The organism is Sinomonas albida (genome assembly GCF_004919045.1).
GTDB classification, from domain to species: Bacteria; Actinomycetota; Actinomycetes; order Actinomycetales; family Micrococcaceae; genus Sinomonas; species Sinomonas albida.
Genome location: NZ_SWDW01000005.1, coordinates 209,902 through 235,939 on the forward strand (window position 1 = coordinate 209,902; position 26,038 = coordinate 235,939).

A 26,038-nucleotide genomic window follows, 5' to 3' on the forward strand; every position below is an offset into this window, starting at 1 on the left:
ACCATGGCGTCCCGAAATGAAGAGGAAGCTCCTCGACGCACCGCGGCGAGGAGAGGAACAAGCTCCCGCTCGGACGAATCACGTGAGGCCCCGCGCCGCGACCGCGAGGCGCCGCGGCGAGGCAGCTCCGGTTCGGATGAGGCGCGCGAGGCGCGCGAGGAGTCGCGCGAGCGCCCTCCACGCAAGAAGACCAGCGAGGAGAGCGGGTCCCGCGACTCCGGCGGGTCCCGCGACTCCGAGATCAGCTCGGTTCGCGCGGCTCAGGCTGCGGTGGTCCAGCTCCATGAACTGACTACGCGGGATATCGAAGCCGTCGTCGGGATGTCCAAGAAGGACGACGGCAACTGGAACGTCATCATCGAGGTCGTCGAGGCCCACCACTTTCCCGACACCTCGGACGTCATGGCCGAATATTCGGTCGACGTCGATACCCAGGGCGAGCTCGTGGGCTATTCGCGGGGACAGCGATACCTGCGGGGCCGGCCCGGAGGGCAATGATCCAGGAATCTGACAGCACCCGTGCGGGGCCGCGCGAAGCAGGAGGCGCGGGACGCGACGTCGTTCCTTCGCCGCCGCGAAGCCCGGCCGCGCGCGGTGCTGCCCCGATGCAGCCGCAGCGCGACCGCGACGGCACGCTCAGCCAGATCATCGAGACCCTGCTCGACAAGGGCCTCGTGATCAATGCTGACATCACGGTCTCGTTGGCCGGCGTCGAGCTGCTCGGGGTCCGCATCCGGGCGGCCCTTGCCTCCTTCGAGACGGCCGCCCGGTACGGCCTCGACTTCCCGTCGGGCACTAATCGCGACACCGCCGCGTGGAACGACTCGCTCGAGCGGAAGGATTCGTGCCCCCAGTGTGGCAAGCGGGCTCCCGCCGAGCAGCTGCTGCACGAGTTCTGCCCCTGGTGCGGCTGGAGAAGCGCCCTCGCGCTGAGCGAGAGCGACGGACACGGCCAGCAAAGCGATCCGGACTCGCGCGATCGCGCCCATAAGGGCGGTCGCGGCAGACCCGATGAAACGGAGGCGGGGGAGTGATGGAACCCGTCCGGGAATCCGAGTCGGCGGTGTCCGCGCTCGTGGACACGCTGCTGACGAAGGGCGTCTACCTCGACGTCGACGCGATCATCACGGTGGCCGAAATCCCGCTCATCGGCGTGAGCCTGCGCGCCGCGATTGCCGGCATGGAGACGCTTCTCGAGTACGGCATGATGCGCGAGTGGGACGAGCGCGCACGGGCGGGGTCGCTGCAGCCCGCGTCAGCAGACGACGGCGGCCTCCCGCGCCTGAGCGGCGCACGTCCAGGCCTGCAGCGCCCGAGCCTGCAGCACCCGAGCCTGCAACACCCGAGTCCGCAGCGTTCCGGCTCCCAGCAGTCAGACGCTCCTGCCGCCGCGCCGGAAGGCGGGGCCTCGGATGGCGAGGCCTTGGAAGGCGAGGCCCTCTACCTCGAGACGCGCTCGCAGGGCGAGGTGTGGCGCCGCGGAACGGCTCGGTGGGACGCGTCGACCGGATTCGCGTGGCGCGGCGAGGGCGATCGGCGCCCCGCGGTGCAGATCGCTCCCGCCGAGCTCGAGGGCGTCCGCGCCATTGCGGGCGAGGATTGGCCCGAAGCTGCCCCGGAATTGAGCGGGCGGCGCGTGCTGGCCTTGGCGACGGCGGGCTGGGAGGCCGTGGTCGCCGTCGACCGTTCCGGGAGATGGGAAGCTGCGCTGCGCCGCGAGGAGGTGCCGAATGAGCACGCTGCGGATTGACGAGGACAACCTCAAGAACGGGATCCTGACCCTCGTCGTGACCCTCGTGGAGATCATCCAGGAAGCGCTCGAGGCGCAGGCGATGCGACGGCTTGAGGGCGGCTCGCTCACGGTGGAGGAGCAGGATCGGTTGGGAAACGCCCTGCTCGAGCTGGACGAGGCGATGGCTCAGCTCAAGCGGGAGCACGGCATTGACGACTCCGTGGAAGAGCTTCGGCGCGGTCTCGACGACGCAGTGGCCGAACTCGTCGAACTGGCCACGCATCCCGGGGAACGGGCCGGCGAGGCTCGGGGAGGACTCGAGTGAGCGGCCAGCGGTCGTCTCCGGAGGAAGCCGCGGGACTCTACGTTTACGCCATCGTCCCCGCGGACCTCGATCCGGCGACCTTGGGCGCGGGCATCGATGCGCAGCCCCTCGAACTGGTGACCGTCGCCGAGGGGGTCGCCGCGGTGGTCCATCGGCACGACGCGCCGCCCTATGCGGGTTCGGACCGCGATGCCGAGCGGCGGGTCCTCGAGCACGGCAACGTCGCCGAGCGGTGCTGGGCCCACGCTGGCACGGTCCTGCCCATGGGCTTCAACGTCATCGTGACGCGGGGCGAGGAAGACTCCGCGCGCGAGCGGCTGGCGGAGTGGCTGCGGCACTCGGCCCCGGCCCTGGTCGAGCGGCTCGCCGCGCTCCACGGCGGCGTCGAACTCCGTGTCGAGATCTCCCTCGACGAGCAGGCCGCCGCACGCGAAAGCCCTGAGGCGCGGCAGCTCGAGGAGGACCTCCGCACGCGGCCGCCCGGGGTGCAGCGGCTCCTGCGGAAGAAGCTCGCAACGCTCGTGCGGCAGGAGGCCGAGGCGCGTGCGGACCACCTGTATCCGGGGTATCGCCGCCGGCTTGCCGGACTGAGCCGGGACGTCGCGGAGAACCTGCGCGGACACCCGCCGGAGGGTTACGTGACCGTCCTGAACGTCTCGCTGCTCGCGAGCCGGGAGGAGGTCCCGCGGATCGGCGGGGAGCTCACGGACATCCAGGCCGAAGATCCGGCGGTGCGCGTCCAGTTCCTCGGGCCGTGGCCGCCGTTCTCCTTCGCGAGCATGCCGAACACCCCTCGGGCACAGTCGGAGCCCGGCACGCCGTAACCGCCGCGGCGCGTGCCCGGTGCTTCATTGCTAGCTTTTTACATGTCCAATTGACATGATCGTCCTGCCGCTCTCGAGGCGGGGCGTCCGCGCCCTGCCTTGCTCCACCTCTCGATGCGGCGGCGCTACCCCTTGAAGCTCCATTCGCCTTCCCCCAGAAAGGTCCACCATGACCCAGCCCCATCTCGAGCAGCCCGCCGCCGACGGCCAGCCCGTCCCCGCTGCTCAGCCCAAGTCCCGCATTGCCGCCGGCCTGCTCGGGATCTTCCTCGGCAGCCTCGGCATCCACCGCTTCTACCTCGGCTACACCAAGATCGCCATCATCCAGATCATCGTCACGTTGGTGACCTTTGGGTTCGGTGCCCTGTGGGGCTTCGTCGAAGGCATCATGATCCTCGCGCGCGCGGAGGCCTTCCGCGCGGACGCCAACGGAACTCCGCTGGCCGACTAGCAGCACACGGCTGCCGCCATCACCAGGCTGCAGTCACCACGAGGCGGGCGGCGGAATCCTTCGCCGCCCGCTTTGTGGTCGCGAGGAAGGCGAACCTCAGGTCGACCGCTCGCTCAGCGTTGGTCGCTGAGGAGCGGCCCCTCAGCCGAGCGCTTCGCGGATCTCCCACATGATGAGGCGCCGCGCGCGGTCGTCGACGTCGAGATTGAGGATCGCGTTGAGGGCGCGGGCCATCCTCGGGGCCGCGGCCAGGAGCTCGGCGAGCTCCGGATCGCTCGCGAGATCGAGAGCCGCCACCTCGGGGGCCGAGAGACGATCCGCAACGTGCGGGTTGGCCAGGACGGTTGAGACGGCCATGGTGGATTCCTCCGGTCGAGCCTGTGCTTGGACCCCATGCTGTCCCGGGCACGGCCCGCCCCGATAACCGACCCGCCGCCGTTTCACCGATGTTCATGCCAGCTCTCCGAACTGTTCCATCACCGGCGGGCCGCACGAGGGCGGGGGCCTACGCCGCGGGGTCGGGCGCCCGGTCGAGCTGCCGCCACATCGGGAAGACGAGCGGCGCCGCGGTGACGAGCAGCATGAGTGTCCCGGCCAGCGAAACGGCCCAGGCGAGTCCCACAGCCTGGGTCAGCGCCCCGCCGAGAAGCGCCCCGAACGGGACCCCGACCCATGCGCTCGCCTTGATGGCCCCCAGCACCCTCGTCTGGAGGTGTTCGGGGATGCGCTCGAACTGCACCGCCCCGATGATGGGGTTGGGCATCCCGCCGAACACGCCGCAGGCAGCGAACACGATCCCCACGGGCACGAGGGCGTCCCATCCGGCGAGCGCGAAGAACGGCGGCGCCGCCGAGAGCAAGTTGCCGAGCGCGAACGTGAGCCAGCGGGGGAGCCGCGGGCCGAGCCACGCCGCGATCGAGACCCCGACGAGCATCCCGACGCCAGAAAGCCCGCCGACGAGCCCGAGAGCCTCCGGCTGGTGGACTCGGTCATGGGCCCATACCGGGAGGAAGACGGACGTGAGCGCTTCGTCGAGCAGGTTCGTCACGACGACGAGGGCCACGACGCCGAGCAGCAGGCGGTCCGAGCGGAGGAATCGCAGGCCCTCGCCCAGCTCCCCGAAGAAGCCGCGGAGCCGCATCGGCGCGGCCCGCGCTGCGGACCTCGGGAAGGCAGGGACCGCCGCCGCGACGACCGCGACCCCCGCAAGGAAAGACACGCCGTCGGCCAGGACCGCGGTGGCCGGGCCCGCAACGGCAACGACGACGCCGGCGAGCGGCATGCCGACGAGCATCGCCGTCCGATTCGCGGCCGAATACAGCCCGATGGCTCGCTCGGTGGCTGTCTGCGCGAGCGTGGTGAGCGGCGGGATCATGGGGGTCGTCGCCGAGTCGGCCACGCCTCGCGCGGCGCCTGCGATCGCGCCGAGGCCGGCGAGCAGCCCGAGCGGGAGGGCGCCGGACGTGTAGAGCGCTGGAATCGCGCACACGGCGCATCCGGCGAGTGCGTTGCCGGCCAGGAACGCCCGCCGGAGCCCGATGCGGTCGATGAGCGGCCCGCTCGCCGCTTGGAACACGACGTACGGGGCCATCTGCGCGAAGCCGACCAGTCCGGTGGCCGCGGCGCTGCCGGTCGTCACGAGGACGAGCCACGGGATCGCCACGGCGGACATCGCTGTGCCGATGCCGGAGACGAGGTACGCGCCCACGAGCGCGAACAGCGGCAAGCGGCGCGGCCGGGCCGGCTCGGACGATGCCACGGAATCCTCCTGCCCCGCCTGACGCGGCGTACCACCCGAAGTGTATAGCCGTGCCGTCCTGGCGGGCGCGGAGCCGTGGTTGGCGGGAGGCCCAGCGGGTAAGGGCCCCAGAGCGGGAGACTCAGCCCGCGCGAGACTCGCCGAGAGAACCGAAGGGGAGGAAGACCATGACCGACTCACTGAATCCCATCCAGGTCCAGGAGTTCCTGAGGGGGCTGGACTACCCCGTGGGCAAGCCGGACCTCGTCGCCGCGGCCCGAGACCAGGCCGTCGCGGAGAACGTCGCCCGGGCCGTCGAGGCCATCCCGAACCGCAGCTACGACGCGCCCACCGACGTCAGCGAGGCGATCGTCCACGCCGGGCAGCATCCGGAGGACACCTCCGGGCGCGGCGCGGCCCCCGAGAAGGAAACGGACGACGACGATGAGCGCAGCGGTGAGCGCTTCGACGCCGGATAGTTCGGCAATGCGCCGGATGGACCGCCACTGACCTTAAAGTGGTGCTCAGGTGGCCGCGTGCCGTGGGTTCCCCCAGCTCCACGGGACGCGGCCACCGGTCGCTGTCGCGGCGGGCTGGGAGCATCATGGGCCGTTGCCCCGCGGCCGCCGTGACCGGCCATCAGTGCCGATGCCCCGGGAGGAGCTCCTGCGCCTTCGTCTTGACGCCTTCCTTGATGAACTGCCATGCGTTCTCGTCACCGCGTGCTGCGCTCTTGGCCGTGTTGAAGGCCTGTTCGAACGTCGCGTGCGGCGGGATCGGCGGGACGTTCGGGTCGGTGCGGACGTCGAGGACCACGGGCCGTGTGGCCGTGAGCGCCTCGTCCCACGCTGCGCCGAGCGCCTCTGGATTGTCGACAGAGATCGCGCCGAGGCCCAGTCCCGCGGCGAACGACGCGTAGTCGACGTCCGGCAGCTCCTGGGTCATCGGCACAGTCGGCGAGCCGCTGAACGCGCGCAGTTCCCACGTGACCTGATTGAGGTCGTTGTTGTGGAGGATCACGACCACGAGGCGCGGATCGTCCCATTCCTGCCAGTAGCGGGAGATCGTGATGAGCTCCGCGAGGCCGTTCATCTGCATCGCGCCGTCGCCCTCGAACGCGATGACTGGGCGCCCAGGGTTGCCGAACTTCGCGCCGATGGCGTACGGCACGGCCGGGCCCATCGTCGCGAGGTTGCCGGACAGGCTCCCGCGCACTCCGGCCGGGAACCGGAGCTGGCGGGCGTACCAGTTGGCGGAGCTTCCGGAGTCTGCCGTGATGATGGCGCTCGCGGGCAGACGATCCGAACACTCTGAGAACACGCGCAGCGGATTGACCGGATCGGCCTCCACGAGGGCCTCGTCCCGCATGGTGGCCCACCACTCGGACACCTTGTGTTCGATATCCTCGCGCCAGCCGCGGTCCTCCTTGCGCACGAGCAGCGGGATGAGCGCCCGCAGAGCCTCGCCCGCGTCGGCCACGACGTTGACCTCGTACGGATAGCGGAGGCCGATCATCGTCGGGTCGAGGTCGATCTGCACGCCACGGGCCTGATCCGGCTCTGGCATGAACTGGGCGTAGGGGAAGCTCGAGCCGACGGTCAGGAGCGTGTCGCAGTCCCGCATCATCTCGTAGCTGGGCCGCGTTCCGAGCAGGCCGATCGAGCCGGTGACGAACGGGAGGGTGTCGGGCAGCGAGTCCTTTCCGAGGAGCGCCTTCGCGACGCCAGCGCCGAGGAGGTCGGCCACCTGCTCGACCTCGGCGGCCGCGTGGCGGGCGCCGTGCCCGATGAGCATCGCGACCTTCTTGCCGTGGTTGAGCACCTCGGCCGCCTTGCGGATCGCGTCCATGCCAGGGTGGACCGCGGGCCATTCGATGCCGACGCTCGAGGGGACCATCTTCATCTCGTGCGTCGGCGCGGAGTACTCGAGCTCCTGGACGTCCGCGGGGATGATGACGGCGGTCGGCGCGCGCCGCGCCTGCGCGATGCGGATCGCGCGGTCGAGCACGTTCGGCAGCTGCTCGGGCACCGTGACCTGCTGGACGTAGTCGGACGCGACGTCCTTGAACAGCGACGGCAAGTCGACCTCCTGCTGGAACGAACCGCCCAGCGAGGTGCGCGCCGCCTGGCCCACGATCGCGACGACCGGCACGTGGTCGAGCTTTGCGTCGTAGAGCCCGTTGAGCAGGTGGACGGCGCCCGGGCCCGAGGTCGCTAGGCACACGCCCACGCGGCCAGTGAACTTGGCGTAGCCCACGGCCTCGAACGCGCTCATCTCCTCGTGCCGGGACTGGACGAACCTAGGTCCATCGCCTCGTCCGAGCGCGGTCACGATCCCGTTGATGCCGTCGCCCGGGTAGCCGAAGACGGTGTCGACTTCCCAGGCCTTGAGCCGTTCGAGCAGGAACTCCGCGACGTTCTGTGCAGCCATGTCAGCTCTTCTCCTTTGCTGGTTGGCGGACTTCAGCAGGTCAGGTGCTTCCCTCGCGTTCAGGGGTGCGGGCGCCGCTTCGGGCCCCGGCGGCCTCGGGGTGCGGGCTTGCGATGAGGCCTGCAGCGCCGCGCGAGGTCATGAGCTTCACTGGGTCACTCCTTCCGAAAGGGCTCCCCGTAGGGCAATCCGTTAAGGGGTTTCCCCGTATTCGCCTCTCCAAAAGGCTTCTGCCCGCGGGCGCCAAACTGATTGCCGGGGCGTGCCCCGGGTAATACGCGCGCTGTGCCGCACACGCCCCGCAGCCTTCGCCACGCGTGGACTCGCCGCCGGGCCGGGCGGGGGTTCACCTACTCCGATGAGGACGGCCGCACGTTGCGTTCGGCCGAGCATCTCGAGCGCATCCGTGCGCTGGCCATCCCGCCAGCCTGGCGCGACGTCAGGATCGCCTCGTCACCGCTCGCGAAGGTCCAGGCCACCGGAGTCGACGACGCCGGCCGCACGCAGTACCTCTACCACCCCCGTTGGCGCGAGCGGCGCGATGCGCGGAAGTTCGCGAGGGCCTTGGCGCTCGCTGCTCGCCTGCCCGCGATCCGGCGCGCGGTGACCCGGGACCTGCGTGGAGGGCGTGGGCCAAGGGCCCAGGCCCTTGCCGCCGCGGTGAGGCTCGTGGACCGCGCAGGGGTGCGGGTCGGCGGCCGCCGCTATGCCCAGACGAATGGGACCTTCGGCGTCACGACGCTGCAGCGCCGGCACATTCGGCTTGAGGGGAGCGAGGCTGCCTTCGAGTTCCCCGGAAAGTCGGGGGCGGCATGGGAGTTTCGGCTCAGGGATGCAGACTTGGCCCACTATTTCGAGGCCCTCCCGAAGCGCGGCGCGCGGCAGCCGGCGCTGGGGTACGACGACGGCGCGGGCTTCCAGCCGCTCGGCCCCGCGGCGGTCAACGGCTACTTCCGCGAGATCGCCGGCCTGAGCGCGAGCGTCAAGGATCTGCGGACGTGGGGCGGAACGATGGTCGCGGCCGCGTCGCTCGACTCGAGCTACGGGAAGGGCCTCGACACCGACACGGCGTGGAAGCGGGCCGTGGCCCAAGCCGCCGAGTGGCTGCACAACACCGAGGCGGTCGCACGGTCGTCCTACGTGGACCCCCGCCTCCGAGACGCGTACGAGGGAGGCAGGACGGCCGCCACGGACAGTGCGGTCGCGAGGTTGCTCGCAGAGTCCGGCGGCGGCGGGTGAGCCAAGGGTGGCCGCGTCTCGGGCGCCGGGCGCGGCGGGAAGTCAGTTAGCCGAGCGGATGGTCGGGGTAGTCGTCGTTGGTCGGCTGTTCCGAGCCGCCGTCGCGAGGAGTCAGGTAGTGCTCGCCCTCCTCGGTGTGGACCATCTCGTATTCCTCCGCAACCGCCTCCATCGCGGCCTGGTCAACCGGGCCGGGCTCCTTGACCGGTGTCGGCTTCGGCGTCCGGTCGGCATCGCCGAAGACGGCGCCGAGGCCCCGGGAGGTCCGAGTCGTCTCATCGGGATCATGGTCGTGGTGGTCGTCGGGCGGGCGGGAGATCGGGGTTCCAGGAGCATTTTCGGCGTCCTCGGACTTGTCGTGACGCATCGCTCGTCTCCTCTCTGTACTGGCCGGCAGGAGTTGCGGCCTCGGTCCGGGTTCCCTACCCGACCTCAAGTCCGTCAAACCCCACGCCGAGCGCGTGGGACTCCCTTCGTGACGTGTTCCGCACAAGCGATACCCGACGGTGCGAGCGGCAGACGCTCGCGGACGGTCGCGGCTACCTGGTGGTCAGGATGACTCGGCTCCTCGGCACGGCCGGAATGTGGGCGAGATCGACCGTGAGGTCCTGAGCCGGGAGACTGAACCCGGACGGCTCCGCGAGCAGGTGGGCGGCGGCCTTCAGGAGCTCGAGCGTTGTCGATTCGCCCGGGCATCGGTGGCCCCGGTGCACATCTCCGCCGCCTTGGGGGACGAGGCTCTGTGCGTCTGGCGTCCAGCCGCGGAAGCGCTCGGGGTCGAAGCTTTCGGGATTCTCCCAGAGACGGGGATCGTGGTTGGTCCCATACAGGTCGAGGAGCGCCCACTCGCCTTCTTCGAAGCGGTGTCCCTCCCAGTCGAACGGCTTCCTGACGGTCCCGCCGACGAAGGGGAAGAACGGGAAGTACCGTCGCACCTCCTGGGCGAAGGCGAGCCGGTCGTCCTCGCTGCCCTCGGCGACCTGGGCTCGCCACTCGGGGTGCTGGGCGAGCGCGACGGCGGCGAAGGTGATGAATCGGCCCACGGCGACGATGGGGCGGAGAAAGTTGAGCAGTTCGACGGCGGCGACGGCATCCGGAAGCAGCTCCCCGTCCTCGTCCCGGTGGAGCGCGACGGCGGCCGCGACGCTGCGATCAGGCGCTCCGCCAGCGGAACGCAGCTCGCGGAGCGCCTGAGCTGCCCATCTCTCGGTTTCCTGCCGCCGCCGTCGGGCGTACCAGTTGCTGGGGCCGAACGACGCCGATTCGTCGACCATGAGGCCGAACTCGGCGCTCCGCCGCCCGGCGGTGGCCTCGTCGAGGGGGAGCCCTGCCCAGCGGCACGCGGCCTTGGTGAGCACGAGGCGCACCTCGTCGTCGAGGACGATTCTCCGCTGGCGGGCCCACCCCGGAAGCGCCGCACGCCACTCTTCGGCGAAGATCTCGGCCAGTCGTTTCACCGAGGCATCGGTGAGCTGGGTGAGGAAAAGCGCCTTCCTGCCGTGGTGCGCCGCGCCGGTGAGGGACTGCACGCTTCCTTCGTCCTGGAGCAGATGCTGTGCCGAGTGCGGCACGCTGCCCGCCCGCCCGAAGCGCTCTTCGTCATAGAACACTGAAACGGCCTCGGCCCCGCGCATGCAGTAGACCGGGCGGAGGAGCAGCCGCGTGCGGAAGACGTCAGCTCCGAGCTCGTCGCAGCGAGCTGAGACGAAGGTGTATCCCTCTTTCCACAGGGCGAGCGTGCTGTTGCCGAGTCGGGGAATCATCGAGGCGTTCCTTCCGGACGGGTGCTGGCAGTCGGCGGACGTGGAGCCTGCGGGGGCGAGCTGTGTTTACCCGGAGCGAGCTCCGGGAAACCCTCGAATGCGTGCCCGGAGCCTCCGAGGAGCGACCCGCCGGAGGCGACCAGCCCAACGGGAGGGACAGATGGACCAGAACGAAGCGCCCCTGCTCGATGCGCTCGAAGGCTACAAGAGCTCAGGCCACTATGGCTTCACGCCGCCGGGCCACAGGTCCGGCCGGGGAGCAGACGAACGGACGCTCGCGACGATCGGCCGCGATGCCTTCAGGTCCGACGTTCTGCTCAACGGCGGCCTCGATGATCGAAAGTCGAGCAGAGGGCTGCTCCAGCGGGCGCAGGAGCTCATGGCTGAGGCCGTTTCGGCCGATCAAGCCTTCTTCTCGACCGGCGGCAGTTCCCTCTCGGTGAAGGCGGCCATGCTCGCAGTCGCCGGGGGCAAGGGGCAGCTGCTCGTAGCGCGCGATGCGCACAAATCCGTGGTGGCCGGGATCGTCTTCGCGGGCCTCATGCCGCGATGGGTCCAGCCCAGGTAGGATCCTGAGCGGCACATCGCGCACCCGCCGTCGCCACGCGCCGTCGAGGAGGCCTTCGCACGCTTTCCGCGCGCAGCAGGGTGCCTCATCGTCAGTCCGACGCCGTACGGGACGTGTGCGGACATCGCCGGAATCGCCGAGGTATGCCACCGGCTCGGCAAGCCGCTCATCGTTGATGAGGCCTGGGGTGCGCACCTTCCGTTCCACGAGGATCTTCCGGAGTGGGCCATGTCCTGCGGCGCCGACGTCTGTGTGGTGAGCGTGCACAAGATGGGCGCTGGCTTCGAGCAGGGGTCGGTCTTCCACGTTCAGGGTGATCTGGTTGATCGAACCCGCCTGGCCAAGTGCGCTGACCTGCTCGGGACCACGAGCCCGAACGTTCTGGTGCTCGCGGCGATCGACGGCTGGCGCCGGAACATGGTCCAGGAAGGCCACGCGGTGCTGGAGCGGGCGCTTGACCTGTCCACGCACGTCCGCCGCGAGATCGACGCCCTCCCCGGCTTCCGCGTCCTTGGGGAGGAACTCGTCGCGGCCGAGGCATCGCACGATCTCGATCGCCTCCAGATCCTCGCCGACGTCTCCGAGCTGGGCATCTCCGGGTACGACGGCGGTGATTGGCTGCGCGAGCACGAGCGGCTCGATCTGGGCCTCTTCGACCACAGCCACATCTTGGCTTCGCTCTCGCTCGCCGATGACGCCACGACGGCGCAGCGCCTCCTCGATTCGCTGGCCCGTCTGGGGCGCTCGGCGGGGGAGCTGCCCGGGCCGAAGCCCATTTCGTTCCCGGAGCCCGAGGACCTCGAGCTCGAGCCAGTCATGCCCCCGCGAGAGGCGTTCTTCGCCGACGTCGAGCTCGTCGACGCCCGCGAAGCCGTGGGCCGCATCGCCGCCGAACAACTCACCCCCTACCCGCCCGGCATCCCCGTCGTGGTGCCCGGCGAGACGCTCAACGAACCCGTGGTCGAGTATCTGCGCAGCGGCGTGGCTGCGGGCATGGTCGTGCCGGACGCAACCGACAGGACGCTCGGCAAGATCCGGGTCGTCGGGCCGACCCGAGGACCGTGGGCCGACCAGCGGTCCTGAAGGCGGCTGCCTGCTTGGGAACCCGCGGATGCGGGTAGTTGCCGTCCATGCGCGAACCCACGAGCTCTCGCGGCGGGCAGCTCCAGGCCGGCGGCCGTCGGCGCGAACGCAGATTCGCCACCGCGCTCGCTGAGATCGCCCTGTGGTGGGCGGCGGGCACGGTCTTCTGGCTCGCCACCGCCTCGACGATCACGGCCGTCGAGGCAGCCGTCGCTGCACTCGTCTCCCTCGTCGGCGCGGTGCTGGCGCGGATGGCCCGGCGGGCCATGCCGTTCAAGCTCGCCGCGCGCCGCGTGTGGCTCCGCTGGGCTGCGACGGTTCCCGTCGCCGCCGTCGCCGACGCCCTGCGGCTGGCCCGCTGGCTACCCGGCGAGCAGCCCGCGGAGGTCCGCGAGGGGCATTTTCCCGCGGACCAGGGGCCCGCGGGCGTGGGATGGCGCGCCGGGGGAGTGGTGGCGCTCTCGGCGACGCCGGGCTCCGTCGTCGTCGATTCCAATCCCGCCACAGGCAGGGTCCTCGTGCACTCGCTCGCCGACGGCTGGCCGGGGCTCGGCCAGGAAGTGCTTCGCGTTCCCCAGACGGGGGAATGAGGGTGCATGGAGTCGCTGTGGTCGATCGTCGTCGTCGCCCTCCTGGCCGGCGGAGCGGTGCCCGGGGTGGTGCTGAGCTGCCGCGGCAGCGGGCTGCGCCGGCTCATCGGGCTGCAGCTGATCAGCGGGACCAGCGTCATGATCCTCATCGCGTTGTCCGCGATCGCGAACCAGTCCTCGTATCTCGTCGTCCCCCTAGTCCTCGCGGTGCTCGCCTCGACCGGGACGCTGGTCTACACGCGGCTGCTGAGGCCCGAGAGCATCACGCCCCCAGCGGGCCGGACCGGGGCGGCCGAGCAATGACCACCGCAGCGCAGATCACCGTCGAGGCCGTGCTCGCGGGAGCCGCCACCCTCATCGTCGCCTACGCCGGGGTCGGCGCCCTCTGGGCGCGCGCCCCGCTCGCGAAGCTCCACTTCCTGGCTCCGGTCACCACCCTCGCGGTGCCGCTCTTCTGCATCGCCGCCGTGGTGCACTTCGGCATCTCGCTCGGCAGCGCGACGGTGGTCCTCATCGCGATTGTCGTGGCCGCGAGCGGTTCACCGGTCACCACGGCGATCGGCCGCACACTCGCCGAGGAGAACGGCGTCGACGTCGGGAGGTCGCCCGAATGAACGAAACCGTCCTCACCAACCTCGTGGTCGCTGCCGCGCTGACCCTCGTCCTCGTGGGGGCAGGCGCGGTCGTCTTCACCCGGAATCCGGCGAAGCAGGCCGTGGTCCTCTCGGTCTACGGCATCCTGCTGACTGTCCTCTTCGTCGCGCTGGGGGCCCCGGACGTCGCCCTGAGCCAGGTGGCCATCGGCACCGCCGTCGTCCCTCTCATCGTCGTGCTCTCGATCCGCAAGGTCGGCAGCATCGGCTCGGAGCGGGCCCGCGCCCGCTCGGAGGCCAAGGCCTCGGACGGCGACCCATGACCCGGCGTCTCCGGCTCATCCTCCTCGGCGTGGGGCTTGCGGTGCTCGGCACGCTGCTGGTCGTCGCGCTGCCCCAGCTTCCACGCTTCGGCGGGGACGCCCATCCGTACCGCGACCTGGCGGTCGTCGCGACCTTCCAGCACGCCACGGCCAACGCCGTCTCGAGCATCAACTTCGACCAGCGCGGCTTCGACACGTTCGGCGAGGAGACCATCCTGTTCTGTGCCGTGGTGGGCGTCGCCGCGCTGCTGCGGCCGGTTCACCGCGAACGACGGCGGGAGGTCGCCAGCGGCGGTCGGGTCCTGGAGTCGACGAGCCTCCTCGTGTACGTGCTGTTCCCGGTGACGCTCGTCCTCGGCGCCGATGTCGTGGCCCACGGCGCCATCACGCCGGGCGGCGGGTTCCAGGGAGGCGTGGTGCTCTCGACGGGGATCCACCTGCTGTACGTGGGCGGCCGCTATCGGCTCCTGCAGCGGCTGCGGCCGCTCGCGTGGTTCGAGCAGGGGGAGGCGCTCGGCGTCGTGCTGTTCGGGGCGCTCGGGCTCGCGGCCGCCGCGTTCGGCGCGGCGCTCTTCGCGAACGTTGTCCCGCAGGGGACGCTGAGCGATTTCGTCTCGGCCGGAACGGTGCCGCTCTTCAACATGGCAGTGGGCCTCACGGTCGGGAGCAGCATCGTGGTGCTCCTGGCCAGCTTCCTCGACCAGACGCTCGCGATCCGGGCCGATCAGGGCGGCGCGGGTCCGTCGGACGGCGTGCGCGAGGGGGCAGCATGACCGTCTACGCGTACTTCGTGGCCGCGGCCATCATGCTCATCGGCATTCTCGGCATCGCCACGAGCAAGAACCTCGTGCACGCCGTCGTGTGCCTCTCGGTGGCGCAGTCGAGCACTTATGTGCTCCTCATTGCGGTCGGCTTCCAATACGGAGGGGTTGCGCCGATCTTCGGGTCCGGGGTGGACCAGAAGACGCCTGTGGTCGATCCGGTGGTCCAGGCGCTCACGCTCACCGACATCGTCGTCTCTGCTGCCGTGACCTCGATGCTGCTAGCCCTCGTCATCCAGATGGCCAAGCGGCGCCGGGCCATCAACCCCGACGACCTCGGTCCGCTCGAGGGCTGATCATGACGTCAGACGCAGCAGCTCCGCTCATGCCCGCGGTGGTCATCGGCCTCATCCTCGTCGCGTGCGTGGTCATGTCGCTGGGCCGCGTGCTTCCGCGGCGCTTCGGCAGCCTGCTCTCGGGCGGCGCGGCGATCGCGGCGGCGGGCATCGAGGCCGCGATGCTCGTGCCCGCGTCGCAGACGAGGCTCGTCTACTGGATGGGCGGCTGGGCCGCCCGCGACGGCCGGACGGTCGGCATCGCGTTGGTCGGCGACCAGCTGAGCATCGGGATCGCCCTCCTCGCCGCCGTGCTCATGGTCGCAGCGCTCGTGTTCTCGTGGCGGTATTTCGAGTCGGACAGCACGCACTATCAGGGCCTCATGGTGCTCTTCCTCGCCGGGATGACGGGATTCGCGTTCGCGGGGGACGTCTTCACGATGTTCGTCTTCTTCGAGCTCATGGGCGTCGCGGCCTACGCTCTGACCGGCCTCAAGAGCGAGGATCCCTCGGCCGTCCACGGCGCGATCAACTTCGGGATCGTGAACTCTCTTGCCGCCTACTTCTCGCTCATGGGCGTGGCCATGCTGTACGCCCACACAGGCAGCCTGAATCTCGCGGCCCTCTCACTCGAGCTCGCCGGCGACCGGAGCTTCCTGGTGCCCGTGGCGTTCATCCTCCTGTGCACAGGATTCCTCGTGAAGGGCGCCGTGGTGCCGTTCCACTTCTGGCTCGACGACGCGCACGCCGTGGCGCCCTCGCCGGTCTGCGTGCTGTTCTCCGGCGTCATGGTCGAGCTCGGGTTCTACGGCGTTGCGCGGGTCTACTGGGCGGTGTTCAGTGCTTCCGGGGTGGCGGGCCCGGCGCTGACGGTGTTCGTGGCGCTCGGGGTGATCACCGCCGTCGTCGGCACCGTGATGTGCTTCCTGCAGCGGCACCTCAAGCGGCTCCTCGCCTACTCGACGATCGCGCATATGGGGCTCTTCGTCGTCGTCCTCGGATCCGCCTCCCGCGAGGCCATGGGCGGCGTCGTCCTCTACATCGTGGGCCACGCCGCGGTGAAGGGCGCACTGTTCCTCCTGAGCGGGGTGATCCTCGATCGGTACGGGAGCGTCGACGAGTTCAGCCTCCACGGCCGCGGCCGCGACGCCCCGGCCCTCGGGGTGGGCTACCTGCTGGCCGGGCTCGCGCTCGCCGGGGCGCCGCCGTTCGGGCTCGGCCTCGGGAAGGCCGTCGCCGAGCATGCGCTCGCCGTCGACGGCGCGCCGTGGGCGATCGTGCTCTTCGTCGCCGTCTCAGCCGTGACAGCCGGCGCCGTGCTGCGCGTGGGCGCGCGGATCTTCCTCGACGTCGGCTCGCCACCCGAGGGGGTCGAGGCGGAGGGCATGAGCGGCGACGAGGAGATGATCGAGGTGACCATTGGCCGGCAGAAGGTGCCTCTCTCCATGTCGGCGCCCATCGTAGGGCTCCTTGCGTGCGGACTCGCGGCCGGCCTGATTCCCGCCCTGGCCTCCGCGGGCGTCCGGGCCGCCGAACGATTCATGGATACCGCCGGCTACGTGAATGCGGCGCTGAACGGCGCGGGCGGCTATGCGGCGTCGGGGCCCACGCAGGCGTTCTGGGATGCCCCCAGCGCGGGGCTGGGCCTGCTTTCGTCCGCGCTCGCCGTGGGCTTCGCAGCCGCCGGCCTGCTGCGGCATCGCCTGCCGACCGCAGTTCGGCGCGGCTTCGCGACGCTCGACCCCTCGACGCGTGTCCTGCGGCGCCTCCACTCCGGGAAGGTCGGCGACTACGTCGTGTGGATGGTGCTCGGCGTGGCTCTTTCAGGCGTTGCGCTCGTGGTCTAGCACGACGGACGACGGCGGCCGGCTGGCACCGCGTGCACGGCGCCTCGGGCTCGGGAGCCGACCCGCCACGGCCGCCGGTTCGCGCTGCGTCGTGACGCTGCGAGCGTCGGGCTCGTAGCATGAATTCAGCACCGCCTCGTTTGAGGAGACCACGTGGCAGAACCGGCAGCCGCACTTCCTCCCGGCGACAGGACCTACTCGGAGATCCGTTGGGCCAGCCAGGAGCTGTACTTCTTCGACGATGTCTACGCGCGGCCGCTCACTGCCCAAGCCGGGTGGGGGATCGCGATCGATGCGGTCGCAGTCTCGCGCGGAACGGCCATCTCGGTGTGGCGGGGGCCCCGCAATCGGATGGGGCCCTCGACGCCCGTCGATGGGATGTGGGCCCTCATCGAGCGGCCGGATCGTGTTCCCGGGGTGCCGAGCCTGCCGCAGGCCGTGGACCCTGATGCGGCGGGCTGTGGCGTTCTCCTTCGCGGCGAGGCCCCGGACGGGATCGTGGGCCGCGGGGTCCACGCCCTCGTGGCGATCCTCGAACTCGCCGAGCCGTTGCTCGGCGGACTGGCCGACGCCGAGCGGGACCGGGCATACCTCCTCGTCAACGCCGCCATCATCCGGGGCATGCGCGCCTGAGATTCGTAGCTACTGACGGGTAGCGATAATCGTTGGACAGGTCTAATGTGAGACCCATCACTTATTTCAAGTCGATGGGGGAAGTACATGGATGAGCGGCTCATGCGGGAGCTGGCGTGGCAGATTACCGGGATTCGCCGGCCGTCGCAGTGTAGCGACGAAGTCTTTGCCACGACACTCGAGCGGGTGGCTGTGTTTGCGGCGGCCGAGGGCCGGATGCCTGAGCATGACGCTACAGGTGCCCTCGAGGCGCGGCTCGGACGGTGGCTCGAGGCTCAGCGCGCCGATGCCCGCCGCGGCACGCTGTGCGAGTCGCGTCGGCAGATGATTCTCAATGGCGTTTGTCAAGCCGGTAGCGGTGCCGCTAGACCTCGCTGGTCGTAGGTGGTGCCGTCTCGCAGCAGGGCCCAGATGACGTTGATGCGGCGTCGGGCGAGGGCGAGGATGGCCTGCTTGTGGCTCTTCCCCTCTGCGCGCTTGCGAGAGTAGTACGACTTGGAGACGGGGCAGTGCATGGCCGCGGTCTGCGCGGAGAGGTAGCAGGCGCGCAGGAGCCTGCGGTCGTAGCGTTTCGGCCGATGATGGTTCCCTGTGATTCGTCCGGAGTCTCGGGGCACTGGCGCGACTCCGGCGACCCCCGCGAGCCTTCCTGCGCTTTCGTAGTTGGTGATCGTCCCACCGGTGACGGCAACGAACTCGGCTGCCAGGAGAGGCCCGAAGCCGGGGATGCTCAGGAGGATCTCGGCGTGCTCGTGCTCGCGAAATCGGGCCTCGATCAGCCGCTCGGTCTCCTCGATCTCGCCAGTGAGGCGGAGGATCTCGGCGGCGAGCCTTTCGACGAGCATCGCCGCGGTCTTCTGCCCGTTGACGGTGGTGTGCTGGCGGTTCGCTGCTTCGATTGCGGCCTCTGCGATGGCTGCGGGGCTGTAGGTGCCCTGTTTGCGCAGCCAGGCGGTGATGCGCGAGGCGCCAGCGCGGCGGATCCCATCGGGAGTCTGGTACTTCGTGAGCAGAACCAGAGCGCCCTTGCGCTGGGAGTAGTCGAAGGCAGCCTCCAGCGCCGGGAAGTACTCCAGCAGGGTGGCCCGAAGCCGGTTGAAGGCTCTGGTGCGGTCGCAGACGAGATCGGTCCTGTGTGCCGAGAGCAGGCGGAGATCGGTCGCGATCTCGTCTCCGCTGCGGATGGGCTGGAGGTCGCGGCGTATCCTCGCCTGGTCGGCGATGATGCCCGCGTCCTTGGCATCGGTCTTCCCATCGCCCCTGTAGGTCCGGGAGGCGTGATGGACCGTCCGGCCAGAGATGTAGAGGACTGGCTGGCCGTTGTCCACAAGCACGCTGATCATCAGCGCCGCCCCGCCCTGGTTCAGGTCCGTCGCCCACAAGACCTCGTCCCCGTCGGCAGCAGAGAGGACGTCGGCGACCAAGGCCAGCAGCTCGCTCTCGTCGTTGGCGATCCGGCGGGACAGCACCCGCTTGCCGTCTTCGCCGATCGCCACGCAGTGGTGATGGGTCTTGCCGGCATCGATCCCTGCCCACAGTCGTGGCACGGGCACCTCCTCATTTTGTTCGAACGCGTCCCCCACCCCGCAGCCGACCACGCCGTCGTGTCCTTACACAGCGATGAAATCGCACATCTCAATTAGCGGTCGAGTCGTTGCCGGACACCGGGCGGCCAATCATCTCAAGCCATGGGAGCAGCAGATCGATCACAGCCATACCCGACATCCTGGGGTGGTCGGAAGCCTACGGCCGCCCCCGATCCACGCTCTAATAACGTAAGGATCGATCAGGCCATCGGTGCCGGGTGGGCGTTCGACGCGATCGGCGCCGGGTCCTGAGGCACGGCGCAGCCCGGGGCCGGAGCCCCGGGCTGCGCCGACTGGCCGCGGCCACGGTCCGGCTGCGCTGGGCTATTCGCGGCTCCAGTCAGCGAGGAGCGCGGTCATAGCGGGTGCCGCGAGCGGGCGGCTGAAGTGGAAGCCCTGACCCATCGAGGCGCCTAGACGCGAGAGCTCCCGGGCCTGGCCCGGCGTCTCGACGCCCTCGAAGACGGCCCCGAGCTCCAAGGCATCGACCATGTCCAAAATCGCGCGGATGAAGCGTTGCTCGCGCGGATCTCCCGCGACGTCTCCCAGCAGCGTGCGGTCGATTTTGACCAGCGCGGCCGGGAGGCGGCGGAGGTAGCCGATCGAGGAGTAGCCAGTGCCGAAGTCGTCGATGTGCAGGCCCACCCCGAGCACCCGGAGCTGCTCGAAGACCCTCTCGTCTTGCTCGGCTCCGGTCACGAAGGACTCCTCGGTGAGCTCCAAGGCCAGGCTGCCCGGATCTGCGCCGGTGGAGGCGAGCAGGTCCCGGACGTGCCCGGAGTCTACGAGGGAGCGGAGCTGGTCGGCGCTCGCGTTCACGGACAGGATGAACCCCGGATCGATCTGCCGCGCGTTTCGCCAGCGGCCCAGCTGGGTCAGTGCGGTCTCGAGGACGAGCCGGCCGAGCTCTCCCGCGGCTCCGATTTCGTGGGCGAGAGGCACGAAGTCCAAGGGTGGGATCGCGCCGAGCGACGGGTGCTGCCAGCGGGCGAGCACCTCGGTCCCGATGATCTTCCCCGACTGCAGGCCAATGATCGGCTGGTAGACCACGCCGATGCGGCCGGCCCTCACGGCCTCGGCGAGGTCGTCGCCGAGGGCCGTGCGGGATGGGCGGGCGTCCGGGACAGCGGTTCCCGTCTGCCGGACGGGGAGCTCGCGGTGCGTGCGGCCTGCCAAGACGGCGACGCCGGCCTGAGCGAGCGCCTCGTGGGCGCTGGTCCGCGGGTCGAGCTCATGGATCCTCACTTTGACCCGCCCGTCCGGCAAGCCTCCGCCGACCGCAGGAAGCTCGAGGCAGTGCTCGATCCTGCGGGCCAAGGCCGCGGCCATCCGAGGGCCCGTCCTCGGGGCGAGGACGGCCAGAAGCCCTTCGCCCACCACCGCGACGCTCCCAGAATGGACGACGGCGCGCTCAAGCCGCTCGACGGCGGCCGCGGTCAGCTCGTAGGACGAGTCGAGGGCCAGCCGGCCCAAGGGCGGGAGCTCGACGATGAGCAGTGCGGGTGCGGTGGCACCCTCGCGCGCGGCAGCGGTGGCAGCCTCGTCGATGCGGGGGAGGAGTCCAGACAGGTCAGTCAGGGATTCCTCGCCGGAAGTCCAGTTCATGAAGTCCGTTCAGCGAATCAAGCGGGTCGGTTGACAGGGTGCCGTCGGCTGTGGCGAGTGGTCTGCCTCAATGTTCGTACAACGAAGCGAGACTCTGCGGGTCAAACGCGCCGAGACCTACGTCGGATCCGGGACGCGTGTCGCGATCGGGGCGCCCTGGTCGGCTGCTCCGTCCGGCCCAAGCAGCGTAGAAACCCAGGGCCCGGACGCCTCCCGAAAGCCGAGTTCAAGGAGCAGGTCGAGTTGTCCCGGGCGGGCGATTTCCGTCGCGGCCGCCCCCATCCCGAGAGCTCGCGCGGTGAGTGCGAGCGAGCCGGCCAGGGCCGCGGCATCCTCGTCCGTGTCGATGTCATCCGTGAGGGCGGGCGAGACGTAGAGCATGGAGAGCGGGAGCAGGCGAAGGTCCAGCAGGCGCGGTTGGCAGCCGCCGAAGTCGTCCAGGGCGGTCTGGACCCCATGGCTTTCCAACTCGCGGAGCTGATTCGCGATGTGGTGGATCCTCGGCGGAGGTAGCGGCCCGGTGAAAATGAGACGAAGTGCTGCGCCGGGAAGTCGGTGGGCCGTGAGCGCCACTGATACCTCCGCGGCCGGAGTGCCTTCGGCAAGCCATGTCGACGAGGCCCTCAGCACCACGGGGTGTGCCCTTCCCTCGCGGGCCAGCTGTGCCGCCTTCCGGCACACGCGTTCGAGCTCCCAGCGCCCGATCATGCCCAGCTGAAGACTGCGCTCTGCGACCGGCATGAGCTCCTCTGACGTGATGGAGCCCAAGCCGGGGATCTCCCAATGCAGGGATGACAGCACAGCTGCCTGCCCGCCGTCGTCAATGCTCAGGACCGGTTCGTACCGAAGGTCGAAGGCGTCCTCGTCGAGTGCCCTCAGGAGTTCTCGCTGGACCTTCGCCTTCCTCGCGAAGGGGTCCTCCTGTCCGGGCGCCACCGTCTGCACGCGGTGCTTGCCGGTTCGCTTCCCGGCCAGCATGGCGCCGTCGGCGTAGCGGAGGAGGGCGTCGAGCGGGCTGAGCTCGTCGTCCAGGGAAACCTCTGAGGCGATCGCTACGCCGACGGTCGCGGAGAGCCGAAGGCTGTGTCCGCCGTGTTCGAACGGTCGGGAGGCCGCCTCGAGGACGCGTGCTGCGGCGGCCTCGGCTCCCGGGCCGGTGGCTCCCAGGAGGACGGCGGCGAATTCGTCTCCTCCCAGCCGTACCGGGGTGTCGCCTCCTCGGAGGCACGCGGGCAGCCGCGCGCCGAACTCGGCCAGGACCGCGTCTCCTGCCTCGTGGCCGTAGGTGTCGTTGACGGTCTTGAAGTTGTCCAGATCGATATACAGGATCGCAGTCCGGCCGGGATCTGTGCGGGCGAGTATCGACGGGCCCCGGTCCGCGAGCCACCGTCGATTCACCAGACCCGTGAGCTGATCGTGCCAGGCCGCATGTCGGAAGGAGGCGGAGAGCTGCTCGAAGAGCTGCGAGACCGTGACCAGGTGGGGTCCCGCTGCGCCGAGCAGGAGCACGTCGTCGTATCGGTTTGCCTCCGCCCGGCGAAGGACCAGATCGGCCGCCTCGTCGAGGGTGGTCTCCTCGGTGAGGACCAAGGACCATTCGGGCACAAGCTGGCCGGCGTTGCTCCGCGCGTGCAGGGCCCGGCCGTATCCGAGCCGACCGGAGAAGTGCAGCTCGGTCGCAGTCCGCGTCAGCAGGGCAGGCCCATTCGGGCCGTCGAGGACCGCGACCCCGCGGAGGTCGGGGCTCATGCGGAACATCCCGTCTACCTCGAATGCCGGCGTGTCTGCGGGCACGGTCGGGATCGCCCTGGCCAGACGCGCCACGGTATTCTGCGCCCCTGCCCCCGAGGCTCTCGGCGCGCCCGCGGCCATCGGCGCGAGGGGCGAAGCATCGACATTGGCAGCGTCGGCGCGGCGTCGCGATGAGGCGCCCGATTCCGACGAGGATCGCTCGCTGGACAATCTGTTCTCCTGAACTCCAGGCCATCGGATTGCTGGCCTGGCCCGCACCACAAGGGATAGGGGCCCAGACGGGCTCGCTCGCGAGGATCTCCCAGCGGCAGGCACAGTGACGCCCTCGACCGACCGTAGTGCTTTACAACGATCGCGTCGCGAAGTCCAGTCAAACGCCGGATGAATAACGTCGGCGCGGCGCCAGAGCCCCGGGGACACCTCGGTTGCCGCTAGTGCGGCACTCGCCTCCCACCACCCGAGTAGGACTATGACCAGGCACACATAGGATTGGACTACGAAGGACGGCGTGGGAACCGGCCGCGAAGTGCGGCCACGGCACCGTCCGCAGGAAGGGCAGCACCGATGGCAACAGGCACCGTGAAGTGGTTCAACTCCGAGAAGGGCTACGGGTTCATCGCACCCGACGACGGCTCGGATGACCTCTTCGCCCACTACTCGCAGATCGACTCGCGTGGCTTCCGCAGCCTCGAAGAAGGCCAGAAGGTCGAATACGAGGTCGGGCAGGGTCAGAAGGGCCCGCAGGCCCAGCAGATCCGCCCGCTCTGACCGGGGCCATTCCTGAGGGGAGGGACCGCTTGGTCCCTCCCCTCAACGGCTTCCGGTGCTAACTGGTCCTGGGCATAGGGGAGCCCCGGCACCGCCGAGAATGCGCGATGTGCCGGGGCTCCCAGACTGCAGACCTCTTCCGGTCAGCGGCCGTAGACGGTCCCTGCCGCCGCGGTGGGGACGTCGAAGCGCTGACCCTCCGGCTTCGGGGCCAGCAGCATGAAGATGAGGACGATGAGGCCGCCGACGAACGGGACGAGGCCGAGGAGGATCATCCATCCACTCATGTTCACGTCGTGGAGTCGGCGCACCGTCAGCGCCAGGCTGGGAACGATGATCCCGAGACCCCAGACGGCCAGCAGGATGTACCCGATGATCGACAGCGGGCCGGGGGTCACGGTGGAGTAGCCGGTGTTGGGGTCAGTGGAGCCGACCATGCCGACCATGGCGATGACCTCCAGGACGGCGGTGACGATCGCGTTGACAAGCGCCCACCACCAGTACTCGGCGCGGCTGGCGCGGCCGGAGAAGGTCGCGTACTTCTTGAAGACTCGCTGGACGGCGGCCTTGAGCGGGGCGCCGTAGTAGGGCGCCCACAGGGGCGGCTCGCCCTGGAAGCCGGCCGGTGTCTGGGACGGGTACTGCGGAGACTGGTACTGCGGTGCGGACATCGTTACCCCTCTCTCGGATGCATGACGAGCCGATAGTACGGCCGTTTTACCCGTCTAACCACACCTCAGGCCTCGACACGCCCTGATGGCGGCAACTGTTCATCTCTGCTTCTCGGTCTTGGGTGGGATTGCGTCCTGTACACCGAGGTAGTTGGTGACGGCGAGCTCGACTTCGGCAAGTTGGTCTCGGGTCAGGACGTCAGTACGGCTGGACCTCGAGCTCGGTCGCGTAGGTGCGAAACTCGCCGCGCTCCGCGTGCATCTTCCAGAGCAGCTCGGCGAGCACCTGCGGGTCCTTGTCCGCGCTGCCGGGAATGATGCCGCCGGGAATGATCAGCTGAGCGACGTGGATGTCGGTGTCGCGCAGTGCCTGATCGAGCATCTGGGCATACGCCGTCTCAGCCGCGAACGCGATCGAGGTGCCCGCGAAGTGCTGCACCGGCTGCACGGCGCTGCCGCCGTTGACGAACAGGATCGTGCCGCGACCGAGCACCCGCATGCCCTGCAGCACCTGATGCACTGCCGCGACGGGGCCGTAGACCGAGAACTCGACGGCAGCTTTGATGTCGTAGACGGTCGATTCGAGCAGCGGGCGCAGGAACTCTTTCTGCGGCAGAGGGTTGTAGCTGAGCACTTCGATCGGACCGAGCTCTTGCGCCGCGGTGTCGAGGGCGGCCACGAGGGCCTCGGGGTCGCGCACATTGGCGGCGTAGCCCTTTGCGGTGAATCCGTCGGCCGCAAGGTCGGCGGCGAGCGAGTCGACGCGCTCCTGATTCCGCGAGATGAGAGCGAGGCTGAAACCCTCGCGGCCGAAGCGGCGGGCGAGCGCCTCGCCCAATTGACGGCCTGCGCCGATGATGGCCAGCGTGGTCATGTCGGAGTTCCTTTCGGTCGTTAACCGTATGATTGTAGGTTCCCGTTCCTTCAATGCGGACCCGCGCTAGGGCAGTCGAAGAAAAACAAGAAAACCCCTCCCAAACCCACGTTTCCGCGGGTTAGAGAGGGGTTTTGGAGCCTCCCAGCGGGATCGAACCGCTGACCTTCTCATTACGAGTGAGACGCTCTACCGTCTGAGCTAGGGAGGCAATCAGGAGTTCCACCTAGGCGGAACCACCGAGTGAATACTCTAGTTCAGCGCGCGGCTCCGGGTCAAAACGGGCATCACGCCGGCTTCGCCAAGTACTCCACCGCATACGCGACCGCAGCCGAAAAGAGGCGCCACGAACGGTAGTGCGCGGAGTCCACATAGGCCTGCCCGCCGCGCCCTCGTAGGCACGCTAGCGTGCTCTGCCGCCCTCCCGGGCGCTCGGGATATACGACAACCTCAACCGAGCCGATCGTCCCCAATGCGTGTCGCGCGCTGCTTCCCTTCAGCGCCGCCCGCAGCTGCTTGCTGACCTGCATTCTGTCCATCGCCGACGTCCCCGTCACCATCAGCTCCCCGCTTGTGTTCCCGCGCCCCAGTGGTGGCCGCCACCCCCAGCGTGGCGGCCACCTACTAGGTAGAACAAGGCCAGCACGCCGTATGACGCGTTTTTCTCCAACATTTATATCCAGTGTCCTCCGTGGTCGTGTTCACCCTGCGTACGTGGCGAATTCAGTGGTGTGTCGCGAGCCGATGCCATCGTCAAGGAACCATCGCCGGGACAGTCTGGCGTCCGAGCGAAACCCCTGGGGGATCATCAGTGACCGTGCAGAATCTGCCGCCCGCCGTGGCGAGTGGGATCCGTCTTGCCGTGCTCGACATGAACGGAACCACCGTGATCGATGGCGGGGCGGCAGAGCGCGCGATTGGCGACGCCCTTCGCGAGTTCGGGGTGGCGGGGGAGCGGCTCGAGGCCGCGCTCGTGACGTCGCGGCGCAGCGCGGGACTCGACCGCGCCGAGGTCTTCGACCGGCTCTTCCCCGATGACGCCGCCACGGCCCGCGCGGCGTTCCGCTCCTTCGGCGCCGCCTATGACGCGATGATCCTGTCAGGATGCATCAGGGCCGTCCCCGGAGCGGAAGCGGCCGTCCACATGCTGCGCGACCACGGGGTCAAGGTATGCCTCGCGACGGGCTTCGGCCGGCACACGCAGAACAGCGTCCTCGAGGCTCTCGGCTGGATGGGCCTCGCGGACCTCTCGCTCTGCTCGGAGGACGCGGGGCGCGGCCGCCCTTTTCCCGACATGGTCCTCACGGCGGTTCTGGCCCTCGACATCGAAGACGTCCGGCAGGTCCTCGTGGCCGGTGACACGACCGCGGACATCACCTCGGCCCTGCGTGCGGGGGCCGGCGCCGCGGTCGGCGTTCTCACGGGCGCGCAGCCAGCCCACGAGCTGCGCGCGGCCGGCGCGACCGCCGTCGTCCGTTCAGTCGCCGACCTGCCCGCTCTGCTGTGGGGTCGCGAAGCGGTCGCCGCGGTCTGAGGCCAGACGCCTG

Annotated in this window: 30 protein-coding genes, 1 tRNA gene and 1 pseudogene; 21 read left to right on the top strand and 11 right to left on the bottom strand. The window is 69.6% G+C overall.

The window, feature by feature from the left end; genetic code table 11:
- Positions 1–3: 3 nt before the first annotated feature.
- The 6 genes from gvpO to E6A26_RS06955 all read left to right on the top strand — a co-directional run bounded on the left by gvpO (position 4) and on the right by E6A26_RS06955 (position 3,332).
- Positions 4–498: a gas vesicle protein GvpO gene (gene gvpO, locus E6A26_RS06930; RefSeq protein WP_136610447.1), complete on the top strand. Its 495-nt coding sequence runs from the start codon at positions 4–6 to the stop codon at positions 496–498.
- Positions 495–1,034 (top strand): gas vesicle protein GvpJ, encoded by a 540-nt coding sequence (gvpJ, locus tag E6A26_RS18095; protein WP_327407440.1) that lies wholly within the window; start codon positions 495–497, stop codon positions 1,032–1,034. Before gvpO ends, gvpJ begins: the two co-directional genes overlap by 4 nt.
- Positions 1,034–1,750: a gas vesicle protein gene (locus E6A26_RS06940; RefSeq protein WP_136610521.1), complete on the top strand. Its 717-nt coding sequence runs from the start codon at positions 1,034–1,036 to the stop codon at positions 1,748–1,750. Before gvpJ ends, E6A26_RS06940 begins: the two co-directional genes overlap by 1 nt.
- Positions 1,731–2,057: a gas vesicle protein K gene (locus E6A26_RS06945; RefSeq protein ID WP_136610448.1), complete on the top strand. Its 327-nt coding sequence runs from the start codon at positions 1,731–1,733 to the stop codon at positions 2,055–2,057. The genes E6A26_RS06940 and E6A26_RS06945 overlap by 20 nt, the downstream gene beginning before the upstream one ends.
- Positions 2,054–2,881: a GvpL/GvpF family gas vesicle protein gene (locus tag E6A26_RS06950; RefSeq protein WP_136610449.1), complete on the top strand. Its 828-nt coding sequence runs from the start codon at positions 2,054–2,056 to the stop codon at positions 2,879–2,881. Before E6A26_RS06945 ends, E6A26_RS06950 begins: the two co-directional genes overlap by 4 nt.
- Before the next feature lie 169 nt (positions 2,882–3,050).
- Positions 3,051–3,332 carry a TM2 domain-containing protein gene (locus tag E6A26_RS06955; RefSeq protein WP_136610450.1) on the top strand — a complete coding sequence of 94 codons (282 nt, stop codon included), beginning with the start codon at positions 3,051–3,053 and terminating at the stop codon, positions 3,330–3,332.
- Positions 3,333–3,473: 141 nt separating this feature from the next.
- Here the strand turns inward: E6A26_RS06955 and E6A26_RS06960 are convergent, their stop codons facing one another.
- Both E6A26_RS06960 and E6A26_RS06965 read right to left on the bottom strand, forming a co-directional pair.
- Complete coding sequence (locus tag E6A26_RS06960) at positions 3,474–3,689, bottom strand: hypothetical protein (protein ID WP_136610451.1); 216 nt, start codon at positions 3,687–3,689, stop codon at positions 3,474–3,476.
- A 148-nt stretch (positions 3,690–3,837) separates the two neighbouring features.
- On the bottom strand, positions 3,838–5,091 hold the full coding sequence (locus E6A26_RS06965) for an MFS transporter (RefSeq protein WP_136610452.1): 1,254 nt from the start codon (positions 5,089–5,091) through the stop codon (positions 3,838–3,840).
- Between the two features lie 167 nt (positions 5,092–5,258).
- Here E6A26_RS06965 and E6A26_RS06970 point away from each other — a divergent pair, with 167 nt between their 5' ends.
- Positions 5,259–5,549, top strand: coding sequence for a DUF2795 domain-containing protein (locus E6A26_RS06970; RefSeq protein WP_136610453.1), 291 nt, complete (start codon positions 5,259–5,261; stop codon positions 5,547–5,549).
- A 160-nt stretch (positions 5,550–5,709) separates the two neighbouring features.
- Here E6A26_RS06970 and E6A26_RS06975 read toward each other — a convergent pair whose 3' ends face one another.
- Positions 5,710–7,500: a thiamine pyrophosphate-requiring protein gene (locus tag E6A26_RS06975; protein ID WP_136610454.1), complete on the bottom strand. Its 1,791-nt coding sequence runs from the start codon at positions 7,498–7,500 to the stop codon at positions 5,710–5,712.
- Positions 7,501–7,785: 285 nt separating this feature from the next.
- On the opposite strand from E6A26_RS06975, the gene E6A26_RS06980 reads away from it, so the two are divergent.
- Positions 7,786–8,739 (top strand): DNA topoisomerase IB, encoded by a 954-nt coding sequence (locus tag E6A26_RS06980; RefSeq protein WP_136610455.1) that lies wholly within the window; start codon positions 7,786–7,788, stop codon positions 8,737–8,739.
- A gap of 46 nt (positions 8,740–8,785) precedes the next feature.
- On the opposite strand, the gene E6A26_RS06985 is transcribed toward E6A26_RS06980, so the two are convergent.
- Both E6A26_RS06985 and E6A26_RS06990 read right to left on the bottom strand, forming a co-directional pair.
- Complete coding sequence (locus tag E6A26_RS06985) at positions 8,786–9,106, bottom strand: hypothetical protein (RefSeq protein WP_136610456.1); 321 nt, start codon at positions 9,104–9,106, stop codon at positions 8,786–8,788.
- Between the two features lie 172 nt (positions 9,107–9,278).
- Positions 9,279–10,502: a cytochrome P450 gene (locus tag E6A26_RS06990; protein WP_136610457.1), complete on the bottom strand. Its 1,224-nt coding sequence runs from the start codon at positions 10,500–10,502 to the stop codon at positions 9,279–9,281.
- Between the two features lie 160 nt (positions 10,503–10,662).
- Here E6A26_RS06990 and E6A26_RS17880 point away from each other — a divergent pair.
- From E6A26_RS17880 to E6A26_RS17575, 10 genes and pseudogenes are all read left to right on the top strand, one after another.
- Positions 10,663–11,586, top strand: a pseudogene (locus E6A26_RS17880) (aminotransferase class I/II-fold pyridoxal phosphate-dependent enzyme); the annotation flags it as partial.
- A 300-nt stretch (positions 11,587–11,886) separates the two neighbouring features.
- Positions 11,887–12,153 (top strand): Orn/Lys/Arg family decarboxylase, encoded by a 267-nt coding sequence (locus tag E6A26_RS18030; protein ID WP_327407441.1) that lies wholly within the window; start codon positions 11,887–11,889, stop codon positions 12,151–12,153.
- Positions 12,154–12,200: 47 nt separating this feature from the next.
- On the top strand, positions 12,201–12,743 hold the full coding sequence (locus tag E6A26_RS07000) for a hypothetical protein (RefSeq protein ID WP_136610458.1): 543 nt from the start codon (positions 12,201–12,203) through the stop codon (positions 12,741–12,743).
- Positions 12,744–12,749: 6 nt separating this feature from the next.
- Complete coding sequence (locus E6A26_RS07005; protein WP_136610459.1) at positions 12,750–13,046, top strand: monovalent cation/H+ antiporter complex subunit F; 297 nt, start codon at positions 12,750–12,752, stop codon at positions 13,044–13,046.
- Entirely contained in the window at positions 13,043–13,357 is a 315-nt protein-coding gene (locus E6A26_RS07010) for a monovalent cation/H(+) antiporter subunit G (protein ID WP_136610460.1), read from the top strand. Before E6A26_RS07005 ends, E6A26_RS07010 begins: the two co-directional genes overlap by 4 nt.
- Positions 13,354–13,659, top strand: a complete 306-nt coding sequence (locus tag E6A26_RS07015) for a Na(+)/H(+) antiporter subunit B (protein ID WP_136610461.1) — start codon at positions 13,354–13,356, stop codon at positions 13,657–13,659. Before E6A26_RS07010 ends, E6A26_RS07015 begins: the two co-directional genes overlap by 4 nt.
- Complete coding sequence (locus E6A26_RS07020; RefSeq protein ID WP_136610462.1) at positions 13,656–14,432, top strand: MnhB domain-containing protein; 777 nt, start codon at positions 13,656–13,658, stop codon at positions 14,430–14,432. Before E6A26_RS07015 ends, E6A26_RS07020 begins: the two co-directional genes overlap by 4 nt.
- Entirely contained in the window at positions 14,429–14,776 is a 348-nt protein-coding gene (locus E6A26_RS07025; RefSeq protein ID WP_136610463.1) for a sodium:proton antiporter, read from the top strand. Before E6A26_RS07020 ends, E6A26_RS07025 begins: the two co-directional genes overlap by 4 nt.
- A gap of 2 nt (positions 14,777–14,778) precedes the next feature.
- A complete protein-coding gene (locus tag E6A26_RS07030) occupies positions 14,779–16,602 on the top strand; it encodes a complex I subunit 5 family protein (RefSeq protein WP_136610464.1) in 1,824 nt (607 codons plus the stop codon).
- Positions 16,603–16,755: 153 nt separating this feature from the next.
- Positions 16,756–17,235, top strand: coding sequence for a hypothetical protein (locus E6A26_RS17575; protein WP_168928693.1), 480 nt, complete (start codon positions 16,756–16,758; stop codon positions 17,233–17,235).
- A gap of 344 nt (positions 17,236–17,579) precedes the next feature.
- Here the strand turns inward: E6A26_RS17575 and E6A26_RS07040 are convergent, their stop codons facing one another.
- From E6A26_RS07040 to E6A26_RS07050, 3 genes are all read right to left on the bottom strand, one after another.
- A complete protein-coding gene (locus E6A26_RS07040) occupies positions 17,580–18,782 on the bottom strand; it encodes an IS110 family RNA-guided transposase (protein ID WP_407695370.1) in 1,203 nt (400 codons plus the stop codon).
- A gap of 363 nt (positions 18,783–19,145) precedes the next feature.
- The gene (locus tag E6A26_RS07045) at positions 19,146–20,426 is read right to left on the bottom strand and encodes an EAL domain-containing protein (RefSeq protein WP_136610467.1); all 1,281 of its coding nucleotides are present in this window, start codon (positions 20,424–20,426) and stop codon (positions 19,146–19,148) included.
- Positions 20,427–20,543: 117 nt separating this feature from the next.
- Entirely contained in the window at positions 20,544–22,175 is a 1,632-nt protein-coding gene (locus E6A26_RS07050; protein ID WP_168928694.1) for a diguanylate cyclase domain-containing protein, read from the bottom strand.
- A 31-nt stretch (positions 22,176–22,206) separates the two neighbouring features.
- Here E6A26_RS07050 and E6A26_RS17580 point away from each other — a divergent pair, with 31 nt between their 5' ends.
- Positions 22,207–22,401 (top strand): hypothetical protein, encoded by a 195-nt coding sequence (locus E6A26_RS17580; RefSeq protein ID WP_168928695.1) that lies wholly within the window; start codon positions 22,207–22,209, stop codon positions 22,399–22,401.
- Positions 22,402–22,742: 341 nt separating this feature from the next.
- A complete protein-coding gene (locus tag E6A26_RS07055) occupies positions 22,743–22,946 on the top strand; it encodes a cold-shock protein (protein WP_136610469.1) in 204 nt (67 codons plus the stop codon).
- Between the two features lie 143 nt (positions 22,947–23,089).
- Here the strand turns inward: E6A26_RS07055 and E6A26_RS07060 are convergent, their stop codons facing one another.
- The 3 genes from E6A26_RS07060 to E6A26_RS07070 all read right to left on the bottom strand — a co-directional run bounded on the left by E6A26_RS07060 (position 23,090) and on the right by E6A26_RS07070 (position 24,702).
- Complete coding sequence (locus tag E6A26_RS07060) at positions 23,090–23,617, bottom strand: DUF805 domain-containing protein (RefSeq protein ID WP_136610470.1); 528 nt, start codon at positions 23,615–23,617, stop codon at positions 23,090–23,092.
- Positions 23,618–23,816: 199 nt separating this feature from the next.
- On the bottom strand, positions 23,817–24,491 hold the full coding sequence (locus E6A26_RS07065; protein ID WP_136610471.1) for an SDR family NAD(P)-dependent oxidoreductase: 675 nt from the start codon (positions 24,489–24,491) through the stop codon (positions 23,817–23,819).
- A 135-nt stretch (positions 24,492–24,626) separates the two neighbouring features.
- Positions 24,627–24,702 (bottom strand) — tRNA-Thr (locus E6A26_RS07070).
- A gap of 600 nt (positions 24,703–25,302) precedes the next feature.
- Here E6A26_RS07070 and E6A26_RS07075 point away from each other — a divergent pair.
- Complete coding sequence (locus tag E6A26_RS07075) at positions 25,303–26,025, top strand: HAD-IA family hydrolase (RefSeq protein ID WP_234865166.1); 723 nt, start codon at positions 25,303–25,305, stop codon at positions 26,023–26,025.
- Positions 26,026–26,038: the final 13 nt, after the last annotated feature.